General features: G+C 36.9%; 7 protein-coding genes and 1 pseudogene. 2 read left to right on the top strand and 6 right to left on the bottom strand.

Annotated features, from left to right (window positions below):
* Positions 1 to 165 precede the first annotated feature (165 nt).
* Positions 166 to 1,353 (bottom strand): phosphoglycerate kinase, encoded by a 1,188-nt coding sequence (locus QBK95_RS11915; protein ID WP_280933968.1) that lies wholly within the window; start codon positions 1,351 to 1,353, stop codon positions 166 to 168.
* A 205-nt stretch (positions 1,354 to 1,558) separates the two neighbouring features.
* Between QBK95_RS11915 and QBK95_RS11910 the strand changes: the two genes are divergently transcribed.
* Together QBK95_RS11910 and QBK95_RS11905 are read left to right on the top strand one after the other, a co-directional pair.
* Positions 1,559 to 2,713, top strand: a complete 1,155-nt coding sequence (locus QBK95_RS11910) for a DNA polymerase III subunit (protein WP_280933966.1) — start codon at positions 1,559 to 1,561, stop codon at positions 2,711 to 2,713.
* Positions 2,714 to 2,730: 17 nt separating this feature from the next.
* Entirely contained in the window at positions 2,731 to 3,129 is a 399-nt protein-coding gene (locus QBK95_RS11905) for a DoxX family protein (RefSeq protein ID WP_280933963.1), read from the top strand.
* A gap of 64 nt (positions 3,130 to 3,193) precedes the next feature.
* Here the strand turns inward: QBK95_RS11905 and QBK95_RS22910 are convergent, their stop codons facing one another.
* The 5 genes and pseudogenes from QBK95_RS22910 to QBK95_RS11880 form a co-directional block, all read right to left on the bottom strand.
* The gene (locus tag QBK95_RS22910) at positions 3,194 to 6,268 is read right to left on the bottom strand and encodes a T9SS type A sorting domain-containing protein (protein ID WP_348637336.1); all 3,075 of its coding nucleotides are present in this window, start codon (positions 6,266 to 6,268) and stop codon (positions 3,194 to 3,196) included.
* 1,125 nt (positions 6,269 to 7,393) lie between these two features.
* Positions 7,394 to 7,528, bottom strand: a pseudogene (locus QBK95_RS22905) (PA domain-containing protein); the annotation flags it as partial.
* 12 nt (positions 7,529 to 7,540) lie between these two features.
* Positions 7,541 to 8,614, bottom strand: coding sequence for a hypothetical protein (locus tag QBK95_RS11890; RefSeq protein WP_280933961.1), 1,074 nt, complete (start codon positions 8,612 to 8,614; stop codon positions 7,541 to 7,543).
* 161 nt (positions 8,615 to 8,775) lie between these two features.
* Entirely contained in the window at positions 8,776 to 9,753 is a 978-nt protein-coding gene (locus QBK95_RS11885) for a PorP/SprF family type IX secretion system membrane protein (protein ID WP_280933959.1), read from the bottom strand.
* Between the two features lie 5 nt (positions 9,754 to 9,758).
* Positions 9,759 to 24,386: a T9SS type B sorting domain-containing protein gene (locus tag QBK95_RS11880; protein ID WP_280933956.1), complete on the bottom strand. Its 14,628-nt coding sequence runs from the start codon at positions 24,384 to 24,386 to the stop codon at positions 9,759 to 9,761.
* Positions 24,387 to 24,433 lie beyond the last annotated feature (47 nt).

Genomic DNA, 24,433 nt, shown 5'->3' with positions numbered 1-24,433 from the left:
CCATGTTTTTATAAGTTATTAACAACACTGCTGCGAAAATCGCATTTTTTTTCTAAAATCCAAAAAATCAGCAAGTTAAAAACATAAAAAAATCAGTCGAAATGACTGATTTTTAATAACTTTTGGTCTTATTAAGACTTTTCTTACAGAAAATTAGTTCTTTTGTTAATTTCTTATGGCAGCAATACCAGGAAGTGTTTTTCCTTCCAGACTTTCTAACATAGCTCCTCCACCTGTAGAAACGTAACTTACTTTTTCGCCAAATCCAAATTGCTTAACCGCAGCTACAGAATCTCCTCCACCAACAAGTGAAAATGCTCCTTTTTCTGTTGCTTCTGCAATAGAATGCCCTAAACTAATCGTACCATTTGCAAAGTTTTCCATTTCAAAAACTCCTAAAGGTCCATTCCATAGTATCGTTTTAGATTGCAATATCACTTCATGAAAATTCTTTAAACTCTCTGGTCCTGCATCCAGTCCTTGCCATCCATCTGGTATGGCATCTACACTCATTGCTTTTGTGTTTGCTTCATTATCAAAGGCATCTGCACCAATTACATCTACAGGTAGGTGTATTTGAACTCCTTTTTCTTTGGCTTTCTTTACGATCTCTAATGCAAGCTCTTGCTTATCATCTTCACAAATAGAATCTCCTATCTGTCCTCCTTCTGCTTTGATAAACGTGTATGTCATTCCTCCACCAATAATCAGGTGATCCACTTTATCCAAAATATTTTCTATAATGGTAATTTTAGAAGAGACCTTAGATCCTCCTAACACCGCAGTAATAGGTTTTTCTCCTGTTGTAAGTACTTTATCTATACTTTCTATTTCTTTTGCTAACAAACTCCCAAAACATTTACGTTCTGGAAAAAACTGAGCCACAATTGTAGTAGAAGCGTGTGCTCTATGTGCAGTACCAAAGGCATCGTTTACATAGATATCTCCTAGTTTTGATAATTGTTCTGCAAAACCAGCATCTCCCTTAGTTTCTTCGCCATGAAATCGTAAGTTTTCTAATAATAATACTTCACCAGAATTGAGTTGTGCAACTGCGTCTTCTGCTTCTTGTCCTACACAGTTGGCTACAAACTTTACCTGTACACCTATTACCTGAGAAACCTCATCCACAATATGTTGTAAAGAAAATTCATCCTGAACTCCTTTAGGTCGCCCTAAATGCGACATTAAAACAGCACTACCGCCATCTTCAAGTACTTTTATAATAGTGGGTTTTGCAGCCTGAATTCTTGTATTATCAGTTACTTCAAAACTTTCATTTAATGGAACATTAAAATCTACTCTAATTAATGCTTTTTTATTTTCGAAATTGAAATCGTTAATCGTCTTCATCGGATTGGATTGGTATTGAGCAAACGAAAATAATTTTATTTCCTCAAAAACACTGAAAACTATTCGAAAAAATATCCAATTTCTACGCTAAACTTCCACTTTTATTGATTTTTAGCAAAAAGATGCTTTTCAATGAAAAAATCACATGCTATTTATATATAAATTGATCCTATAGATATTGTACATTATAAATTATATTTGCTTTATGCTTTTTTCGGAAATATTAGGTTTAACACATATAAAAAGTTATTTAACTACGAGTGTAGCGCGTGGTCGTATTCCACACGCACAGCTTTTTGTGGGTCCTAATGGTAGTGGTACATTGCCTATGGCAATCGCCTATGCTCAATATATTTTATGTCAAAACAAAGACGGAGAAAACACTGGAGGAATTCAATCCTGCAATGTAAAATTTGATCATCTTGCTCATCCAGATCTTCATTTTGCTTATCCTGTAGCAACAAATGATAAAGTAAAAAAACATCCTACTGCCAATCACTTTGCGGAAGAATGGAGAACTTTTATCAAAGAAAACCCATATGGTAGTATTTTTGATTGGTATCTGTCGCTAGGTATCGAAAAAAAACAAGGTCAGATTGGTGTGGATGAAGCATTGGATGTTGTAAAAAAACTATCTCTAAAAAGTTATGAAGGTGGATACAAAGTGATGCTAATTTGGATGGCAAACAAGATGAATATTGCTGCTTCTAATAAATTACTAAAACTTATTGAAGAGCCACCAGAAAAAACAGTTTTCATTCTAATCGCAGAAGACGAAGAACAGTTGATACAAACGATTAGGTCCAGATGTCAGGTATTGCATTTTCCACCTTTGGGTGAACAAGTGATTAAAGAGGCTATTCAAAAATCAGAAAATATTACAGATGCAGAAGCTTTAAAGATTGCACATCAAGCCAATGGTGATTATAGTAAAGCACTACATCTACTACATCACGATGGAGGTGATGAACAATTTGAAGATTGGTTTATTCAATGGGTTCGAACGGCTTTTAGAGCAAAAGGAAATAAATCTGCGGTAAATGATTTGATCAATTGGAGCGAATCTATTGCAGGATCTGGTAGAGAAACACAAAAGAAGTTTCTAAACTATTGCCTTGACTTTTTTAGACAAGCTTTATTATTAAATTATGGCGCAGCTGATCTTGTGTTTTTGGAACCTAAAACCAATGGTTTTAAATTACAAAATTTTGCTCCTTTTATTCATGGTGCTAATATCATGGATATCAGTAATGAAATACAGGATGCGATTTATCATATTGAACGAAATGGTAATGCTAAAATCATCCTAACCGATCTATCTATTAAATTAACACGATTACTTCACAAAAAGGCTAGCTAATATAAACTCACACTACTATGGATAATTTTATGACTCATATTGTATCAATTACAATTTTACTATTCTTACTTATCACTTTTTTGCAATCAGGAATTGACAAAATGATCGATTGGAAAGGAAACCTAAGTTGGCTGACTGGTCATTTTGCAAATACATTTTTAGGTAAACTAGTACCTGTGCTTCTTGGAACAATCTTAATCATCGAAATTATTACCGCTGTATTTTGTGTGATGGGCATTTATCACCTTATTATGGATAACCATACGGGTTTTGCGATTGGAGCCATGTTTTCTGCTTGTATCACCTTGCTTATGCTTCTTTTTGGTCAACGAGTGGCTAAAGATTATCAAGGTGCTTTAACGATTACCTGTTATTTTATCGTTGCCATTTTTGGGCTCTATGTAATCAATGCTTAAAAAATTTATAACATAAAAAGAGCGCCAAAATGGCGCTCTTTTTATGTTAGTTAACAGGTTCACATTATTCTTTCAATAATTTGATGACCTGTTTAGTACCTGCTATCGTTTCTACTTCTGTAAAATATACTCCTTTTCCTAGCGTACTAATATCAAAAGATTTTTGCGATGTTTCGATAACCGTTTTTCCAGAAAGATCGAATACTCTTATGTTTTTAACCTCAGTGTTTATAGTAACAATTGTTTTCGCTGGATTTGGATACAGGTTCACATTAATATCCTGAACATCCTCTGTGTTTAGTAAATTTCCATTTGCTCTAAAATAATACGTTTTTGTGCTTGCTCCAGATTTTGTGTTAAATGTAATAACCACTCTATACTCTCCTGGTTCTGTAATTGTACAGCTCGTGCCTGTTTCGAAATTAAACCAATCTGAACTACAACTATCATCTGTGGTAGGACACGTTTCATCTAAAGGCCTATTACATGAAACCTCATCTAATTGTTGCCATAGGATTGATAATACATTGCTGAACGGAATATCCAACACCTCTCCATTTTCATTTTGAATTGTAATGACTGGGTAGCTTTGCCCTGTGATTGCACAGAACAAAATTTCGTCTGCATAATCTATGATTGGGTTTTCTCCTATATTATCAACCGTAACCGCTTGATCATAAAAACAATCATTCGTGTCAATAACTCTCACCGTATAATCTCCAGCAGTATCCACTATAAAAACATTACTGCTTTGTACTGGTATAACTATATTCGTGTTTGTAGCGTCTCTTAACTCATAACTATAACCACCACCAGTACCTCCACTGGCATTTACCGTTATAGAACCGCTTTCGTTCGTTGTAATTGCAACTACATTAAGATCAATTTCTACTACTGATTGGTTAATAATTATATCAGGAACTGCTTGCGGACATCCATTAGCATCTTGAATTTCTACCCTATAAACTCCTGGTAATAGATTATCAAAAGTGTGTTGTCCCGTTACTCCATCAATTTCATCTCCTATAAAGGCAAAAAGCGGATTGTTTCCAGCATCGTATAAAGAATAAAAATAGGGAGCTGTGCTACCCATAACATTTACTGTAATTGATCCATTTTCGATACCATTACAATTAGTTACATCTCGTGAAGTTATAGATACATCAAAATCTGTTGGTTGCGTTATATCAAAAGGAATACTCGCCATACAGGTGTCACTGGTTACTGTATACGCATATGTTCCTGCAAATAAACCAGAAAAAGCACTCGTTGCTTGTGGCCCAACACTAACAGCACTTCCTAGATAATCTGTTCCTGTTAATGTGTACGAATATATACCTGTTCCACCAGTTACCATAGCATCAATACTTGCAGTTGCGCCTGCATAACAAATAATTTGAGTTCCTGATAAATCCAACTCAATATCTATCTGCGACACTTCATTAATTGTAACATTTAGGGGAGCAATACAGGCATTACTATCTCTTACAAATACTGTATAATTTCCTCCTTCTGTAAAAGTGAAAGAATTTGATGTTATATAATCTATGTTATCTATACTAAGTTCATAAGGAGGAGTTCCTCCAGAAATATCTAAAACAACCGTTGCTTCATCATTATCACAATTAATTTCTTCTATCGTGTCTATACTTGCAATAATTGGAGATGATTCTTGAATACTAAAAGTATCATTGTATCTACATCCCGAATTATCATTAATAACATTGATGGTATACACTCCAGGAATTAAATTATTCAACGTAATTGAGGCACTAGAAATATTTGTTCCTGTTATTGCAGGGACATTATTAGTCGTAACTTCATAACTATACGTGTCATTGGCAAGGTTTATTCCCTCTACAGTAAAGGTTGCAGAACCAGTATCTCCATTACACGTTCCATCTACTGTTGTAATTGAGGGTATTGATATTTCTTCCAGAGAACCAACTGTAATCGCACCTATATCAACAGGACAAGGAGAAGTAGCTGTATCTACTATGTACACGTTATATACTCCAGATGTCAATCCAGTAAAAACTCCAGTAGTATTACTATAATCAACTCCGTCTAAACTATATCTATAATCACCGTTACCTCCTAAAGGGTTGGTAACTGTAATTTCTGCAAATTGAATGCCATTTGCGTTGCATATATAATCCTGTGTAAGAAATACATCTGCTGTAATTGCTATTGGAGCTACAATAGTTACTGTTTCAATAAAAAAACAACCTTCGTTATTAGATAATACTTCTACATCATATGTTCCTATTTCCAGTCCTGTAAAGGTATAATCTGGAAACTCTATTGGTCCTTGAGTAATCGTAAAAGAATTTGTTCTACTCGTAACTTGATACACATAGCTTGGGTTTCCATCGGTAACCATTATGTTTATATCTCCTAGATCTCCTAAACAAATAGGTTGATTGACATTTACTGAAATTAAAGGATCTATTCTATTAAGCACTACATTATACTGAAAAATACAAGCTGATGGTAACCCATTATTTTGACGTGCATTTAACGTGTACTCACCAGCTTCAACTAATCCTGTAAATTCTGGAAATACCTGATAAGGAATAGTTGTTCCTTGTGGTGTTATTAATTGATATTCATAATCTTCAGAAGGATTGGTTACTCTTAGTATTCCCTCGGAATCACAGACAATATCACTTACAACTTCAACACTAAATGCATAATCGTTTATGAACACATTGAAATAAAAATCCTTTGTACAATTCCCTTCGAATTCAGCTCGAATTCTATATTCTCCAGAATCAATAACCGTAAAATCTCTAGTAGTAGCTACCTGAACCCAATCTGGATCACAAGCACTATCAAAAGTAGGGCAATCTTCATCTCTAACTACGGTAGGACAAGCAGCAAAATCTAAGCGTTCCCAAACAATATTAGTTGCATTTACAAAGCCTGAATCTAAATATTGCTCTCCTCCACTACATAAAAATAATTCGGGTAAAAGATCTCCTGTTATAGGACACGTGTTAACATTTCCATTTACAAGAGGGTCGTTTGCGATAGCTATTATCGGATTCTCAACAATTACATCGTCTACTGTCCAAATTTCAGTTTGATCCAAACAATCTGGGTTTCCTGTTTTATCAACTTTATATAAACCTGCCATGTTTAATGTAATTGTTTGTGTGTTTCCAATTACCATATTTGTGCCTAAATCTGTCCATACATATTGAGAAAAACCACTTTCTGCAGTAATATCGACACTTCCTGAACAAATTAATGCATTAAACTCTTGGTCACAATCACCTGGATTGTTCAAAATATTTGAGTTAACAGGCAAAATAAATTCGCAGGATGCAGGCTCAGAAAGAGCTGTATCCAACACTGCTATCATAGAACCTTGACCTGTATATGAAACAAGTAACGTATTTGTTATTTCATAATCACACGCATCTCGTAAATCTCTACAACTATCAACAACTTTTACTCCAAATTGTAATGTTAGTTCGGGATCTAAACGTTCTAAAACACTATCCTGAAACGTAAAAACAACTTGACGATTGATATCATCATATAATGCAGTAACTCCATCAGGAACGATAATTGTTCCTTGTCTAAAATCTACATTATCATTAATTCGAAACGTTGCCGTAACATTGGTTAAGTTTTCGTTTCCTGTATTTTGTACCGAAAACTCATAAACATATTCTTGTCCAAACTCTACATTGGCTCCAGTGATATCATTTCCATTGCTATCTAGTACCCTTGAATAACCTGTAAATTCTGGTTCAACAACTTCTATACTAAATGTATTTAAGAAAATTCTATATCTATCCCCTTTTGTACTGGCTATAAAATCAACTGTTGATTGATTGTTGCCTATAATTGAATTTCCTGTATTCCCAACATTAAAAATATCTGCATCAAACCCTAACGTATTTTCTGAATTAGGATTACGTGCTGTGTTATAATTTCCATCTACAGAGATCGAGCTATTAAAAAAATTAGTTGGTGTATTCACTGGTTCTGCAGATAAAGGAACCTCAAACCCTCCTAAAGGAGCTGCCTGTATTGCCAATTCATCTCCCGTGATCCCAAAATCTCCTTCTAAAGAAACTACTCCCAACCTAGCCCTAACATCATTTGGTGGTGGTGGTGTTTGAAATCCAGTATAAGTAAACGTCTCTGATGGATTTGTACAATCAGAAGGACTGCTGTTTATCAACGTTACACTTATCGAATCGCCCAATGCTTCTTCTTTAATAATTTCATCAATTATTAGGTCACCATCTTCATTACCTATCATCACCGCTGGTATTGAAATAGCTGCATCGCCTCCTGACATTGCCATTACTCCGTTTCCTCCACCATTATTCACTACAATTACCGCAATCGCTCCTGCATTTTGTGCATTTATAACTTTTTCGGTAAAACTGCATTAGCCTCTTCGCAACACTGCTATCTTACCATTTACAGCTGTTGTATTAATTAAAGTCTGACATCCATCATCTGTAGTTCCTGCCCCTGATTGATCATCATTATCATCTACCAATACCAAATCTCCTGTCAATCCAGACGGATATTCTGGTAAAGGTACATTTCCAGGATTAAAAATATTATCCGTATGAGAAAACCCTTGCCCAGCTAATGCTCCATTATTAATACCTAATTCGAATTCATTTTCACAAGCAATCTCTAAAAATCCATGCTGTGTACTAAAATATTTTCTGCTTAAAGCAGGGTCTTCATATATTATGACCATTGCCCAACCAGAAGAAATACCACTACCAGCTGCTGTAAGCCCTGTTGCCGATCGTACATTAGCAACAGTATATGTACCATCAGGATTAGCCAATGTTTTAAGAGTAGCAGTCACATCTGCATAACATACATATGGAATATCATTACTTGCATTATCATTTGGATTTGTTGGAGTGTTTCTATATCCATCATATATAGTACCATCATTTCCTGATTCTGCAGTCACATCGATATAGGTAGATGCACCAGGTAATTTAAGTTTAATTGTCTTAAAATCTGGCCTGGAGTCTACTAATGGAAGATTGTCTAATTGTGGACTGTTGTTTCCGTTAGCAGCATCAATTCTATCTACAAAATAAGTCGCAGACCAATATAATCCAGCGTAAGCAATTTTAGGGCAGTCAACTCCACTTATAAAATCTGCACTACTAGAACTAAATGTAGTAGCATCGCTATCAATATCAATATAATCAAGTGTTAATCGATCATTATATGAACCTCCATTATAAGGATCGTTAGGGTTATAATTTGTGGTATCTCCAGAGAAAAATGGATTCCCTGTTTGACTTTGATCACCACTAAGGCCTGTTATAGCATTAGCAATGATTTTCATATCTCCTTTTACGGTAATGCTACTTGCATTGTTCAAAGGAGCCTTAAAAGCCACCTCTTGAGCTATAGAGCTCAACGTACCCAGTAGATTCGTAAACACAAGTATAACTAGATACTTAAAAAGTAATTTTATTTTCATTAATTCTGTTAGTTATTAGGTACAATTTTTATCCTCATATGTTAGTGTCTTGAACACGCAAAATGTTACTATCAATATTCTATTAAATTGTAAAGAATTATTGTATGCAACTAAAAAAACCTGCCTTATAGGCAGGTTTTACATTTATATATTTTTATGAATTAATATGTACATCCACATTTACTCTGTCTACAACCAAAGTCTATCCCTAGTGTAATCATATGAGATCCTGCAGCACTACTTGCATCAAATACTTCGTTTACATTTATCTGATAACCATAGGCTACATAAAAGTTAGCTTTCTTAATTCCTATCATTGGAGATACAGATAAGGGTTTAAAATCCTGATCAACTAACGATCTTAAACTTACACCTGCCCAATAATAATCTCCTCTATGCAGTTTTCTAACCTTTAAATTTAAATCTGCTGTACTTCTTCCATCACCTGCAAAATTTTGATATAATACTGAAGGTTCAACTTCTATATCCGTAAATCGATCATAAAAAGTATATCCAGAATACACATAGTAATTCTGTATCGAAGATGGCTCTGTAGGATTAAAATCGTCTATCTCTTTCTGTAATAAATTGACAGCATTGGCGCTTAAGAAAAACCTACCTAAACGATATAACACCCCAATATCAAAGTTAGAGTTATTAACTGTAACATTCTGTAATGACTGACTTGGAGGTAAATTTGGGTCACCATCATTAAACTCAGAGGTATCAATACCGAATTGCGTAAACTTATAACTGATACCAAAAGACAAATATTGATTGGTGTACTCGTTCAACGTTAGGTGATGTGCAAAAGATAATTGAACACCTTTTTGCGTTGTAAAACCATTCTGATCGTTAAACAATATAGCACCCACTCCTGAACGATCTGATATACGCCCATCTATAGACACGGATTGTGTGCCTGGAGAATCTGCAATATTAACCCATTGTTCAAAACCAGAAGCGCGAACTTGCCAGCAATCACCAATCCCAGCATATGCACTAGAAATTAAATATGGATTGTCTGCAATATATTGGTTCTGAACTGGCGCAAAAAACTCCTGAGCATAACTCCTAGTACTTGCTATAGTAATTAATAAAACTATAGCTATTATCATATGTCTTGTGTACGTTCTCATACTTATTATCTGTATAAAGTAAAGTGACCTGTAAACTCTCTATTATCAATATCATTTAAGATAATTGTAAACCAATAATCTCCTGATGGTAATTCGCTTCCTTGGTAAATACCATCCCATCCTTCTTCATCTCCAACAAACTCGGCTAACAATCTACCATATCTGTCGAATACCTTAACCTCCATATCACTAAAGAAGAAAGGATCACCAGCTGGATTAGAACTATCTTGTCTTGGATACCATACATCATTGGTACCATCTCCATCAGGAGTAAAGTAATTAGGAATAACAATATTAATAAATGTTAATTCCTGAATTCCTATTACTTCACAGGCTAAATTATCCACTACTCTTAGTGCATATTCAGCTGTTTCATCAATAGAGAATATATTCTCATCTAACTCTCTATAATCAGCATCTGTTAAATCATTTACTGTTGATCCGTTTGGAATTATTGCAACAAAATAAGTGTAATCTCCACTTCCTCCTGTAACAATAATCTCATACTCATTAGGATCTTGTGCATTACCTGTCATCTGCGCAATTGGAACCGATAAAGGAGTGTATTCTTCAACCTCTATCGTACCTGCAGACATCTCACATCCTGATGCATGTAACATCAATCCTTCGTAAGTACCAGGATTCACTGTAAATGTTCCTGTCATATTACTATCGAAAACAATCGTATTGTCATTAGGATCTACTAACGAATAAATAATATCTGTGGTTACAGAATCGTCTCCTAAAATGAAGTCGATATAATAGATTTCATCCACAACTGCTCCTGTAACAGGATCAATTACTGGACAATCTATTCTATCACTTAAAACTCCATTTAAAACAACTCCTGGAGTAATATCTAAGTTCAATGGGAACTCACAGTTTGGACTATTATTAAAGTCTCTTATAAACAATGTAGTTATTCCTCCTGGAAGGTCAGTGATTACCAAATTAGCAGGATCGGCAACTGGTAAGAAAGTAACACCGTCTATACTCCAGAAGTATACTGGGTTTAGCGGGTCAGGACCAATCGTACCACCTGTTATTGATACCGTAGCTGTACCATCTGCAAAACCTGCACATGATTCTGCGGTTGTGGATAAAACAGAACCATCAATAGCAAGAGGTTCGTTAATAATAAGATCTAATATCGTCTCTGGACATCCATTAATATCTTCTACCTCCACTCGATACGTATCAGCAGCAAGCTCATCAAAAATATGCTCACCTGCAACACCGTCAATATCATCTTCCAAGAAGGTAAATAAAGCATTACCCGCACTATCATATAAAGAATAGAAATATGGTGCAGTACCTCCAGTAGCTGTTACAACAATTCTACCATCTGTTTCTCCATTACAAGTAATATCTTCAGTAGTAGCAAGAGCAACAAACTCTGTTGGCTGTGTAATTGTAAATACAGTATCTTCTGGACCACAATCTTCACTAGTTACTCTATATGTATAATCACCTGCCAATAAATCTCCAAAGAAACTCTCGGTTTGTGGACCAATATTAACACCTACTCCAAGGTAATCAGTTCCTATTAATGTATACATATAGTTACCTAATCCTCCTGTAACTTCAGAATCTATAGATCCTGTAGCCTGACTGAAACATATAATTGCTGTATTTCCTAAATCCAGCACAACTGCAAGATCCTCTGGTGCTCTTACTGGAACTGTATTCGATGGACCTCCAATACATCCATTATCATCTCTTACATAGAACTGGTAGTCACCTTCTACAAGAGAGGTAAATGTATCACCAGCAACAAATGTTACTCCATCAATACTATATTCGTAAGGAGGTGTTCCTCCTGATCCTGTTACTTGTATATCAGCAGTAGGATCCGTACAACTAGGGTCTCTAACGGTATCTACAGTTACCATAACCTCTGTTGGAGCAGTAATTGTAACAGTATCGGTTGACTCACAATTAAGGTTATCTGTAACATTAATGGTATATGTACCTGGTCCTAAATCGTTGAAAATAAAGGTATCTGTAGTACTCGTAAACTGTGCAGAGGTGGTACCATTAGGATTTGTAATACTAAATAAATAAGTACCTGGTCCTTGACCTCCACTAGCTGTTGCAGTAATTGCTGCATCTACACTATCAAAACAGAGTAAAGAACTAGTCTCTACAGCAACCACACTTGTTACAGTTGGAGCATTAATGGTAATGTCTTGTGAAGCTACACATAAGCTAGCATCCCTTACACTTACCGTATAAGTACCTGCATCTAAATTCTCAAACAATCCATTAGTAACCACTCCATAAGCAATTAATGGTGTCCCTGCAGGCTGTTCTAATTGATACTCAATTGTTCCAGTTCCTCCAGTTCCAACTGCCTGAATTGAAGCATCATCTCCTGGGTTACAAGTTTCAGCTGACACTGGATTGACAGCAACTGCTAATTCAGCTGGCGAAGCTAGTGTAACTCTATTTGTTGTTTCATCACAGAAAGGTGTATCCAACGCTTCTACAAAAATTTCATATGTTCCTGCTGGTAAACTACCTATTAATAATGGATTAGCTACGGCAGTATCTCCAGATCCAGTCGCAGTAACTGTACTCGTAACAGTATTTGTAACCGTATAGTTATACGTTCCTGTATACATAGAAACATCTAAATTTATCTCACCGTTCGAGTCTCCAAAGCAAGCAACATCGGTTACTAAAGCAGCCGTAGCTATAATAGTGTCGAATGGAGCTACTTCATATGGAGCAGTATCTATATAACATCCTGTATCAAGATCAGTAATTCTAATCACATAATTTCCAACAGCTGGTAGATTCACAGTAGCGGTTGTTGTACCAGAAACATCTTCAGGTACAGTTTGTACATCCGTTCCTCCAACAGGAAGAACATCAAACTCAAATCCAGCTACATTACCAGTAATTCTATCTACTGAAACAGTTACAACCTCAGCATTTGGAGCATCACAAGTAATTCTATCCACTAAAGTAACCGTAGGATTGGTCATTATTGGGAAAGGATTTACTACTTCTGTTGGAACTGCAAATGAACAATTATTATCGTCAAAAACAGTGATATCATAGTTACCAGATACATCCGCGTCAATAATAAACTGTGTTCCTGTTACTGGTTGATTCGTAACTGTAATACCAGGACCTGTATATGATATCGAATATGGAGGTGTTCCATCCACAATATCAACAGTAATGTCTGGGAATATTTCACTATTATCCGTAGGGTCACAACTATATGTGTTTTGTGAAGCAGTCGCCGTTACCTGAGTAGGACTCGCAATAGTAATTGGCTCTAATGTGTCTACACAAGAATTGGCAGAAGTAACTATTACTTGGTAATCTCCTGCAGCCAATCCATCAAACAATGGATCATCAGTTTGAGGCCCTTGTAATAATGCTCCCTGTATTCCTCCTGTGAAATCATATAATTCGTAAACAAAAGGACTATCGCCATCTGTTCCTGTTTGTAGGCTTACTAATATAAATCCGTCGCTATCTCCAATACACGATACTGGTTCATTTTCTTCTAATACTAATATTGGTTCCTCTGGTACATCAAATGAAATCAAGAAATCATCTGTACATCCCGCAGCACTTGCTCCTGGATCTAACGCGATTACTCTATAATCACCAGCAGGAACATTTATAAATACTCCTGTAGTATTCGTTGCAAAGACGGATACTGGTGGCCCTAAATCTTCTAAAGTATAAGTAATAACTCCTCCAGAACCTCCCGTCACAGTCGCGGTAATGGTTCCATTAGCGTCTAAACAAGTTGGATCTGTAGTAAAAGTCGCATCTACTATAAGTTCTTCAAGTACTGTTATACTTTCTTGATTAGATGGACAGTTATTACCATCATACACTGTAACTGTATACGTTCCAGGTCCAGTAACCATAAATTGATGTTCTGTATTACTTACGTTTCCAGGTTCTGGAACTCCTGCATCCAATTGATATGTTAATTGTCCAAAACCAGATGCTGTTACAGTAAACGTATAGTCATTATCAAAATTACACGCATCATCAACAAAAGGAGGTATTGGATCTAATACTGGATCTGGCGTCGGTGCTGGAATTGCTATTTGAGTAGAAACGATACATCCATTAGCATCCTGAACAAATACTACCCAATTTAAACTCACTAGAGGGTCTAAACTAAAGGTATCCGATTCAGGGAATGTTCCTGGGTTCGGTTGTGGCAGAACTCCAGCTACATACGCATAATTATATGGTCCAACTCCACCATCCGCATCTACAACTACATCTGATAGTGCTTCATTACAGTTAGCAGTAGTAGCACTTAAGAAATCTAATGTTAATTCTGCAGGTTGTGCAATAGTAGCTCTATTCGTAGTCTCATCACAGAAAGGCGCATCTAATGCTTCTACTGTAACTTCATATGTTCCTGCTAGCAAAGTACCAATTAATAATGGGTTAGATACTGCTGTATCTCCAGCCCCAGTTGCAGTAACTGTACTTGTAACTGTATTGGTAACTGTATAATTATATGTTCCTGTATACCCTGTTATATTAAGGTTAACTTCTCCTGAAGTATCACCAAAACATAAGACATCAGTAACTAAGTTCAAAGTAGCTGCTATTGTATCAAACGGCATCACTTCATAAGTAGTCGTAACTGAACATCCTGTTCTCTCATCGGTAATTTCAAATGTGTAAATACCAACGTCAGGTAAAGTAAACTGTGCATCTAAATCCAATAAAGCAGTATCCACAATTGCACCTGTCTCAAGTACTTCAAAAATATAATCTCCTGTACCTAAACCATCATCGGCTATAGAAACCAATACTGTTTCTGGGTTATCACAAGAAATTGCACCTAAATTCACAGCTGTAGCATCTCTTACTACCGTTTCTCCTGTAATTGCTGGGAACGCAGGAACAACAACTGTTGGTATTACAAACGGACAATTATTACTATCTGTAACTGTAATATCATAATTACCTGCAACATCAGCATCAATAATAAACTGTGTTCCTGTGACTGGTTGATTCGTAACAGTAATACTAGGCCCAGTATAAGAAATCGTATAAGGAGGTGTTCCGTCTACAATATCAATAGTAATATCAGGGAATACTTCGCTATTATCAGCTGCACAGCTATATGTGTTTTGAGATGGAGTTGCCATCACTTGACTAGGATCAACAATAGTTGCATCATCTTGTGCAGTACAACCATTAATTGTAGAAGTAACAATTACCAAATATTCTCCATCTCCTAACCCATCAAATAACGGATCATCTGTTTGGTCTGGTCCTATCTGTAAACCTTGAACTCCTCCTGTAAAATCAAATAACTGATAAGTATATGGGGTATCTGGTCCAACTGGTGTAGTTACCAATATGGATCCATCAGTTGCGCCTACACACAATGTATTTGTAGGAGTAGCAACTACCGTTGGATTATTAGGTATTACTCTTGACACATCATCACTTGCAGAACAACCCGCAGGCGCAGGTCCAATCCCTATATCAGTAACTGTAACAGTATATGTTCCTACAGAAACCAGCGTGAAAATGTTTCCTCCTGCTCCCGTTTGTGATATAGGACCAACTGGTGATCCTCCACTATCTGATCCTGTCAGTACAAAAGTAAAGTTTCCAGGATTTACTGTGAAGTCAGATCCACCAGTTACGGTAACTGTAATTTGACCATCGGCATCTGTACAGTTAGGTTCTGTAGAGAAATCTGCATCCACTATCAGTTCTTCATATACTATAATATCGTCTGTATCAAAACATCCATTAGCATCTCTAACAGTAAGTGTATACTGATCAACACTTGGTCCTGCTATAGTATATGTATAGGTATATTCATTAGGGTTTCCTGTTGGAGTTCCCGCAACAAATACTGGAGCATCTGCAGTTCCAGTATCTCCATCATCAATACCAAACTCTAATGCTGTTGAGCCAGTTGCAAGTACTGTAAGTGTATAATCATTATCAAATGTACAAGGGTCATCTACAAAATTAGGAACACTTGTAAAAACTGGATCAGGTGTCTCTACTATACTAACATCCAACGGACCTGCAGAACAAAAACCTGGAGCCGCAACTGTTACACTAGAATCAATAACATAAATATCCCAATCTAATCCTAAAGCTGGATCTAATACTAATGTACTACTTGGACCATAAGCACCGATTGCAGGAGCAGCCGCTCCATCCAAAACAGCAGCATATTGATATGGTGGAGTTCCTCCTTGACCATTCACTACTACTTCTGCATCAATGTTACAATTAGCAGCAGTTTGCGATATGAAAACAAGTTCTAATAAAGGTGGTTCTGTAATACTAAAGTTAATCGTTCCCGTACAGAAAGGATCTGTTGGGGTAGCAACAGCTAAAGTATAATTACCAATACCTAGATTTGGTATGTTTAACGAATAAGGATCTGTAGCCGCAGCGTCGTTATTTGTTAATATAGAAGCTCCTGTAGCACTATTGAATAACTCCCATTGCAAGCCAACACCTGCAAAAGCTGTAACATCTACTGTAATAGATCCATCGGTAAGGCCATTACAACTAATATTACTTAAAGTATCTAATGTTACTGTTGGCGAGGCAACATTTGTCTGCGGTGCCAATGTTTCTCTATAAATACACCCTCCAGCATCTTGAATCTCCACTATATAAGAAACACCAAACAATAAACCAGTAAATCTATGTAAGTTTCCTCCAACTGAAGCATCAGGAATAAATGGAGGACCAGGAAAATTAGTTGCTAATCCATTAGTAAGGTTAAAAGTACCTAGAGGTGCTGGTTCACCTACTAGTCTTATCTGATATGGACTGGCTCCATTAACAATTGCAATATCATATACTGCTCCTGTAGCATTACAATCCGAAGGTCCTGGTTCAAATACAATATCTAAATCATCTGGTGGACTCGATACTGTAACAGTACTAGTAGTAATTAAACAACTATTTTCATCCTCTACAGTAATATAATAAGTTCCAAAATTAACTTCTCCAAAAGTAAAATTATCAACAGTCGTGGTTACAGTGTTTCCAGTAGTAAATACTGCAGGTAAAGCACTTGCAGCGGTTACCAATGTTCCATCTGAATTAAATAATGTATATGTATATCCTATAGCACCTGTGGTACCCCCAGCAACATTCTCAACAATAACGGTACCATAAGAAAATGTCCCTCCAGCACAACTCACAGGAGTAGCTCGTATATCTGCAGTGATCGCATCGGGTTCATCAACCGTTACAGTACCTGTAAGTGTACATTGTTTAGCATCTCTTACCACATAGTTATACGTTCCAGCTGCAAGTCCAGAATATACAGTTTGCGAAGAAAAAGTACCTCCATTGTCTATACTTGTCTCATAAGGACCTGTTCCAACTGTCGTATCAATAGTAAATGTAATAATACCTGTTGTATCTCCGTTACAGAAAATATCCGTAGGAACTACTGTTGCTACCGGTGCAGGTGCAGGCGTAACTGTTATTATTGCAGTTTCTGCCTGACAAGCTGTTGGCACAGCCGCATCAGTAACTCTAAATTGGTAAGTTCCAGCGGTTAGTGTTGTAAATGGGAAAGGTCCTCCATAAGCCACATATGCACCTCCATTGGTACTAAGTTCAAAAGTATTTCCTCCGTTACCACCAGTCGTAGTAATATCTATAATAGCATTTTCATTACCAATAATACAAGTTAAATCTTGAGTTAAAGAAGCCGCAATCGTTAACTCATCAGCAATTGTAAAATTAATCGCTGGTGTAGAACAATTGTTTACATCATTTACAAAAAGACTATATGTACCAGGAGTTAATCCTGTTATTTCAAAAGTATTTGCCGGATTAGGTGGTGCTAAGAGGGTAACAGCCACTGGAGCATTTCCATCTAAAATATAGGTATATGGTCCTACTCCTCCTGTAATGGTAATCCACTGGCTGGCTTGATTTGTAGTATCATAACAAGCATCCCCTCCTGTCACAGCTAGTATCGAACCAGGTGATGTTTGTCCCACAATAACCTGACGTGAAAACTCACAAGCAGCAGCACTATTACCATCACGAACAAAAACAGTATATGTTCCTCCAGCTAATCCTGTAAATACATCACTAGCTTGGTATGCTACTAAAACTACAACGCCTGCAGCATCACGTAATTCATATTCATATCCTCCTCTACCTCCAGAGGCTGTTATCGTAATAATTCCTGTACTTGCTCCACAATCAGCAGCATCAACCACTTCTGTAAAACCAAGAACTGTAGGCTCATTAATAATAACGGTATCTGTAGCCATACAATTAGTAATATCGTCTGTTACTGTAATTGTATAGGTTCCTGCACCTAAGTTTCCTAAAGCTGCAACTGTTGCATCCGATATTGTAGAAGCAGTTTCACCAGCACCATTAATTGGTGCAATTGGTACATTTCCACCAGTAACCGTATAGCTATAAGTGGTAGCTGTTAAATCAACACCAGTAACTTCAAAAGAAAGAGAGCCATCTGTATCTGCATTACAAGTAGGTTCTGCTGTTGCAGTTCCATTTACTACAATTGCGTCTATATTGTCAATCGTAATATCCTCTGTATAGATACAACCATCTGCAGTCGTTCTTGCTTCGAAAGTATAAGTATCTCCTGCTGCCAAATTATAGGTGTCATTTATACTAAATACCGTTACACTTCCTGCAGGTGCAGAAATACGATATTCAAAAGTACTAGGTCCATTAGTTCCTGTTGCAGCAACCACTACAGTAGATTCCAATGCAGGACATTGTACCTGACCCAACGTGAAATCAAGATCCGTTACTTCTTGTAATGGATCAATAGTAATTTGAGGCGCTAATGTAACTGGACAACTAGCTGTATTCGTATCTCTGATGTATAATGTATAGGTTCCATCTGTTAAACCAGTGAAAACCCCAGTAGTATTAGTGAAATCCGTTCCGTCTATACTATATTCATAACTTCCATTACCATTGGCAGCACCAGTAATCGTTATTGTTCCAAAAATAAAGCCAGTTCCTGCGGCATCACAACTATAGTCTTGAGTAAGGGTTGGCGTCGCAGTAATCGGAGTTGGTGCAGTAATTGTAACATTCAATGCTGGGCTCAATACACACCCTAGAGGATCACTTACGGTAATTGTATGCGCACCAATTGCTACATTATTGAATGTATATGTGTTGGCAGCAATAGTTACTGTTTGCGCTCCACCATCTAAGTCATATGTATAAGGCCCATCTCCAGCTGTCACTGTAACCAGAATAGAACCTGGATCAGCAGGACAGAAAGGATCTGTACCTACTGCTGTAGCCGCTAATGGTATATAAGGGTTTACTACTATTGGAGCAGAAGTTGCTGTACAATTTTCTGCATCCGTTACTCTAATTTCGTAGGTTCCACCTACACTTGTAGAATAAGGAGAACCTCCTGTATAATTTGCTTCTATTACAGTTCCATCTCGAATTATATCAATTACATTGGTTCCGTTTCCTCCTGTTATTACAAACTCTATAGTCGCATCTGCATTTGGTGCACATGTAATATCTTTTGTTAGGTTGGCAGTAATAGTAAGTTGTGGTTGGATATCAAAATTTATTGGAGCAGAAACACAACTATTACTATCAGTGACCACTACACTATAACTACCTGGTGTAAGATTAGGAATCGTAAAGGTTGGAGTTGTCGCTACTGCAACTGGTCCTCCGCCATTAACACTATACGTATATGGCCCTACTCCTCCTGTAATTGTAATTTCTCTACTTGCGGCATTCGTAGTATCATAACATAGATCACCACCTGCAAGTGCAAGTGTTGGGACACCCGTTGCATTAATAGTCACGGGAGTTGTAGCCGTACACAATGTGTTATTTCCATTATCATCATTCACATAAACAGTATAAGAACCTGCAGCTAAACCAGTAAACACATTAGATGTTTGGAAAGTTACATTATCTAAACTATATACAAAATTACCAAGACCACCAGAAGCCGTAACTGTAATAGTACCAACAGGGTTTCCACAAAATGCATCTGTAGCTACTGCTGTATCTATTGTTATAGGATTCGTTGGTTCAGTTATTGTCACCTGTGCAGAATCTGTACAGTTGTTGGCGGGAGGTGTAATGCTTCTATCAACAATATCAATGGTGTAAGTTCCAGCAGGTAATGACCCTATGACTGTTGTTATAGGATCAGCTCCAGAAGCTGTACCGGTAATATTGGTAGATGGGCCCGTAATAGTATAGTCAAAAGAAGTACTATTGATTACTGTAAAAGAAAATTCTCCATCACCTCCTCCATTACATGTTACTGGATTTGTCTGAACTGAGCTCGTGATTTGTATCTCTGGTAAACCATTTTCACTAAAATCTTCTGAATATGAACATCCACTAGCAGTATTAGTAGCAGTAATTGTATAAACTATACCTCTTCGAAGTCTAAAATCTCCTGTAGTTGAATTTCCTGATATAGGTGCGGGAGTTATGCTATAAGTATACGTTGGTCCAACAGGTTGTCCTATAGCAGTTATATTAAAACTTTGAGTAACACAATTAGAAGCTCCTGGAACCGAAAATGTTATATCATCAACTGTAGCTAACGGATCAATAGTCAAATCTCCTAAATTAACTGGACATGCAGCTGTATCTGTGTCTCTTATATATAACGTATATGTACCATCGGTAAGGCCTCCAAAGACACCTGTAGTATTAGTGAAATCCGTTCCGTCTATACTATATTCATAATTTCCGTTACCATTCTGTGGATTAGAAACCGTAATTTCTCCAGGAATAAATGGCGAACCAGTTGCATCACATCGATAATCATCTGTAATGGCAATGTCTGCTGTTATTGCTGTAGCTCCTGTTAACGTAACATTTATTGGCGTGTTTATGGCACATCCGAAACGATCAAAAACGTTAATTACATGAGTTCCTATGGTTATATTGCTAAATGTTTGGGTAGTAGCGTTACTGGTTACAACTTGTGTTCCTGCATCCAGGTCATATGTAAATGGGCCTTCGCCAGCAGTTACAGTAACTAAAATAGAACCTAAACCACTTGGACAAATTGGATCTGTACCGGCAACAGTTGCCTCAACAACAGTGTATGGATTTACTGTAACAGAATTTGTGTCAATCGTACAACCCGTAGTAGTATCTGCTACTGTAAATGTGTAGGTTCCGTCCGCAGTGATTACAAATATGTTTGATCCTTGCTGACTTGCTGGATTCCCTTGGAAAGAATATACAAAGTTTCCTGAACCACCTGTTACTTCAATTCTTATTTCTGCATCTGTACAGCTTAGATCTGCATCTAAAATTGCCGTTGCAGTAAACGCAGCTGGTGTGTTAATCGTTACCTGTTGTGTATCGATACACTCTCCATCATACGATAATACCTCTACATCATATACATCAGGATCTAAGCCTGTAAAAATATGATTAGGATCAGTTGTTGGACCTTCACTTGCAGTAAATGCAGTGGTTGTACTACTAATATTATAGGTATAATTACTATCACCATCTGTTACCTGAATCTGAATCTCTCCTTGATCACTTGGACAAGAAGGACTAACAGGAGTAATTGATACTGTCGAGTCTAGTTCCTCCATAAACTGAGTCGCTTGGAATACACAAGCCGTAGGCAGACCATTACTCTGACGAACATTTACGGTATATGTACCTTGTTCTGTCAATCCTGTAAATTCTGGTGATGCTTGGTATCCAATTACTGTACCTGATAAAGGTGTGATTAGTTGATATTCGTATTCAGTTGAAGAATTTTGTACTCGTAATGTTCCAGGAATATTACATACGATATCTCTTACGATTACTAAATTAGGCTCGAAATTATTCTTAAAGACATTGAAATAAAAATCTATATTACAATTACCATCAAACTCTACACGTATTCTATATTCTCCTGCATCTGTAACTGTAAAATCTCTAGTTGTAGCAACCTGAACCCAATCTGGATCACAGGTACTGTCTAATGTTGGGCAATCCTCATCTCTTGTCACTGCAGGACAGGCTGCTGGATCTAATCTTTCCCAAACAATGTTGGTAGCATCTACAAATCCAGAATCCAGATACTGAGAATCTGTCGCCCCACATAAAAATATCTCTGGTAAAGCATCTCCCGTAATAGGACAAGTTCTAATATTACCATTTACTGTAGGATCATTTGCAATATCGATAACAGGGTTTGTAACTGTATTAAATGCGGTAACTGTCCAGATTTCAAATAAATCGGCACAATCAGGGTTCCCTGTTTTATCTACTCTATATACACCTCCAGCACTTACTGTTAATGTTTGACTATTACCTACAACTGCACCTGTTCCTAAATCGGTCCAGACATAGTTTGGAAAACCTCCTCCTGCGGTAAGATCTAATGTACCTGTACATAAAAATGCACTAAAGTTTCCATCACAACTATCTAAATTAATCAAGAAATTAGAAGCTCCTGCAATGTCAAAACTACAAGCATCTTGTCCTAATACACTATCCTCTCCAGAATTAGTCACTGTAGAAATTAATCCTGTATATGTTGCCGTAGCTATATTCTCAATTTCATTACTACAAGCATCTCGTAGTTCTGAACAACTACTTACTACCTCAACTCCAAAACGAATGGTTAAAGGCCCATCAAAACGCTCTACTACACTGTCAGCAAAATCAAACCTTACTTCTCTATTTCCATTTGTAAACGTAGCTGTTACTCCCGATGGGGTAGTAATAGTGCCTCCAACATAATCAACATTAGCTGGCAAAATATCATCAATAAAAGCATTTGTAACACTTTCGTTACCCGTATTTTGTACTGTAATTTCATAAAATAACTGTTGCCCCAATATTACATCGCCTCCAGTAATATCAACACCATTTATATCCAATACTCTTTTAAAGACAGATAGTTCTGGTTCTATAATTTCGATACTAAATGTGTTTAAGAAAATTCGATAACGATCCCCTTCTGTACTTGCAGTAAAGTCTACTTGAGTTTGATTGTTTCCGATTACTGAATTACCTGTATTAGGTACATCAAAAATATCTGCATCAAACCCTAATGTATTTTCTGAATTAGGGTTACGGGCAGTATTATAGTTACCATCTACAGAAATAGAACTATTAAAAAAGTTAGTTGCTCCATTTACTGGATCCGCTGATAAAGGAATCTCAAACCCTCCAAGAGGAGCAGCTTGTATCGCTAATCCATCACCTACTAACCCAAAATCTCCTTCTAAGGCAGCTACTCCAAATCTAGCTCTAATATCATTAGGAGGTGGTAATGTCTGGAATCCTGTATATGTAAATGTTTCAGGAGGATTTACACAGCCCACAGGCAAATTGTCTGTAAGCGATGCGTTTACCGTATTCCCTGTCATATCGGTAATAATATTGTTTCCACTAATATTACCAATCATCACTGCTGGAATCGTAATTCCAGTACCATTACCTGTCATAGTAAGGGTTCCATTTCCGCCATCATTATTCACAATTACAACAGCTATTGCTCCTGCGTTTTGAGCATTCAGTACCTTTTGTGTAAATGCACAACTACCTCTTCTGATTACAGCTATATTACCATTTACTGCTGCTGCATTCACTAAACCTTGACAACCATCATCTGTAGTACCATTTCCATCGTCTACCAATACTAAATCTGCTGTCAATAAAGCAGGGTAATTTGGTACTGATACACTTCCTGGGCTGAAGTTATTTTGCGTATGATTTACTCCTTGGCCAGCAAAAGTTCCAGTGTTAAGTGCGAGCTCAAAGGCAGATGTTGATTCACATTCGATCTCTAAGAATCCATGATTTGTACTAAAGAATTTTCTTGATAAGGTTGGGTCTTCATAAATGATTACCATCACCCATCCCGCAGAAATACCACTACCTGATTCTGTAAGTCCAGTAGCTGATCGTACATTGGCTACTGTATAGGTTCCGTCTGCTCTTGCTTCTCCTGTTGCAGGGTCTGCTAAAGATTGTAGTTCGGCAGTAATATCGGCATAACACACATAAGGAATATCATTACTAGCAGTGTCATTAGGATTTGTTGAAGTATTTCTATATCCATCATAAATCGTTCCTGCATCCCCAGCTTCAGCAGTTACGTCAATATAATTCGTAGTACCAGGCATCATTAATCTAACCGTTTTAAAATCTGGTCTAGAATCTGGTAATGGAAGATTAGATAACTGTGGTGCATCATTACCATTGGCAGCATCTACTCGATCAATATAATAGGTAGCAGACCAGTACAATCCTGCATACGCTATTTGTGCACAAGTTGAGCTCGCAGTGAAGTCAGCACTACTGGAGCTAAATGTTGAAGCGTCACTATCTACGTCAATATAATCCTGTGTCAGTTGATCATTATACGCACCACCATCATATGGATCATTAGGATCATAATTGGTTGTGTCTCCAATAAAAAATGCATTTCCCGTACCACTCTGGTCACCACTAAGACCGGTAATTGCGTTCGAAATAATCTGCAAATCTCCTTCTATGGTAAGGCTACTGGCATTACCTAAAGGAGTTGTAAAAGGTACTTCTTGTGCAACTAGACCTTTTATGCCAATGCATAAAAATGTCAATAGTATTACAGCTGATCTGATGTGTACTGCTAGTTTCATAAGCTGTTATTTTTGGGGTTGAGTTTACTTAATATTTTTAATAACAA

The organism is Aquimarina mycalae, from assembly GCF_029906345.1.
In the GTDB taxonomy this organism is placed as follows: Bacteria; Bacteroidota; Bacteroidia; order Flavobacteriales; family Flavobacteriaceae; genus Aquimarina.
Note: the sequence above shows the minus strand (reverse complement) of the source record. Positions and strands in the feature narration are given on the sequence as shown.

Coding starts and splice junctions, on each gene's coding strand:
- QBK95_RS11905 (WP_280933963.1), top strand. CDS start 2,731: ATGGATAATTTTATGACTCATATTGTATCAATTACAATTTTACTATTC.
- QBK95_RS11885 (WP_280933959.1), bottom strand. CDS start 9,753: ATGAGAACGTACACAAGACATATGATAATAGCTATAGTTTTATTAATT.
- QBK95_RS22910 (WP_348637336.1), bottom strand. CDS start 6,268: ATGGCAGGTTTATATAAAGTTGATAAAACAGGAAACCCAGATTGTTTG.
- QBK95_RS11910 (WP_280933966.1), top strand. CDS start 1,559: ATGCTTTTTTCGGAAATATTAGGTTTAACACATATAAAAAGTTATTTA.
- QBK95_RS11880 (WP_280933956.1), bottom strand. CDS start 24,386: ATGAAACTAGCAGTACACATCAGATCAGCTGTAATACTATTGACATTT.
- QBK95_RS11915 (WP_280933968.1), bottom strand. CDS start 1,353: ATGAAGACGATTAACGATTTCAATTTCGAAAATAAAAAAGCATTAATT.
- QBK95_RS11890 (WP_280933961.1), bottom strand. CDS start 8,614: ATGAAAATAAAATTACTTTTTAAGTATCTAGTTATACTTGTGTTTACG.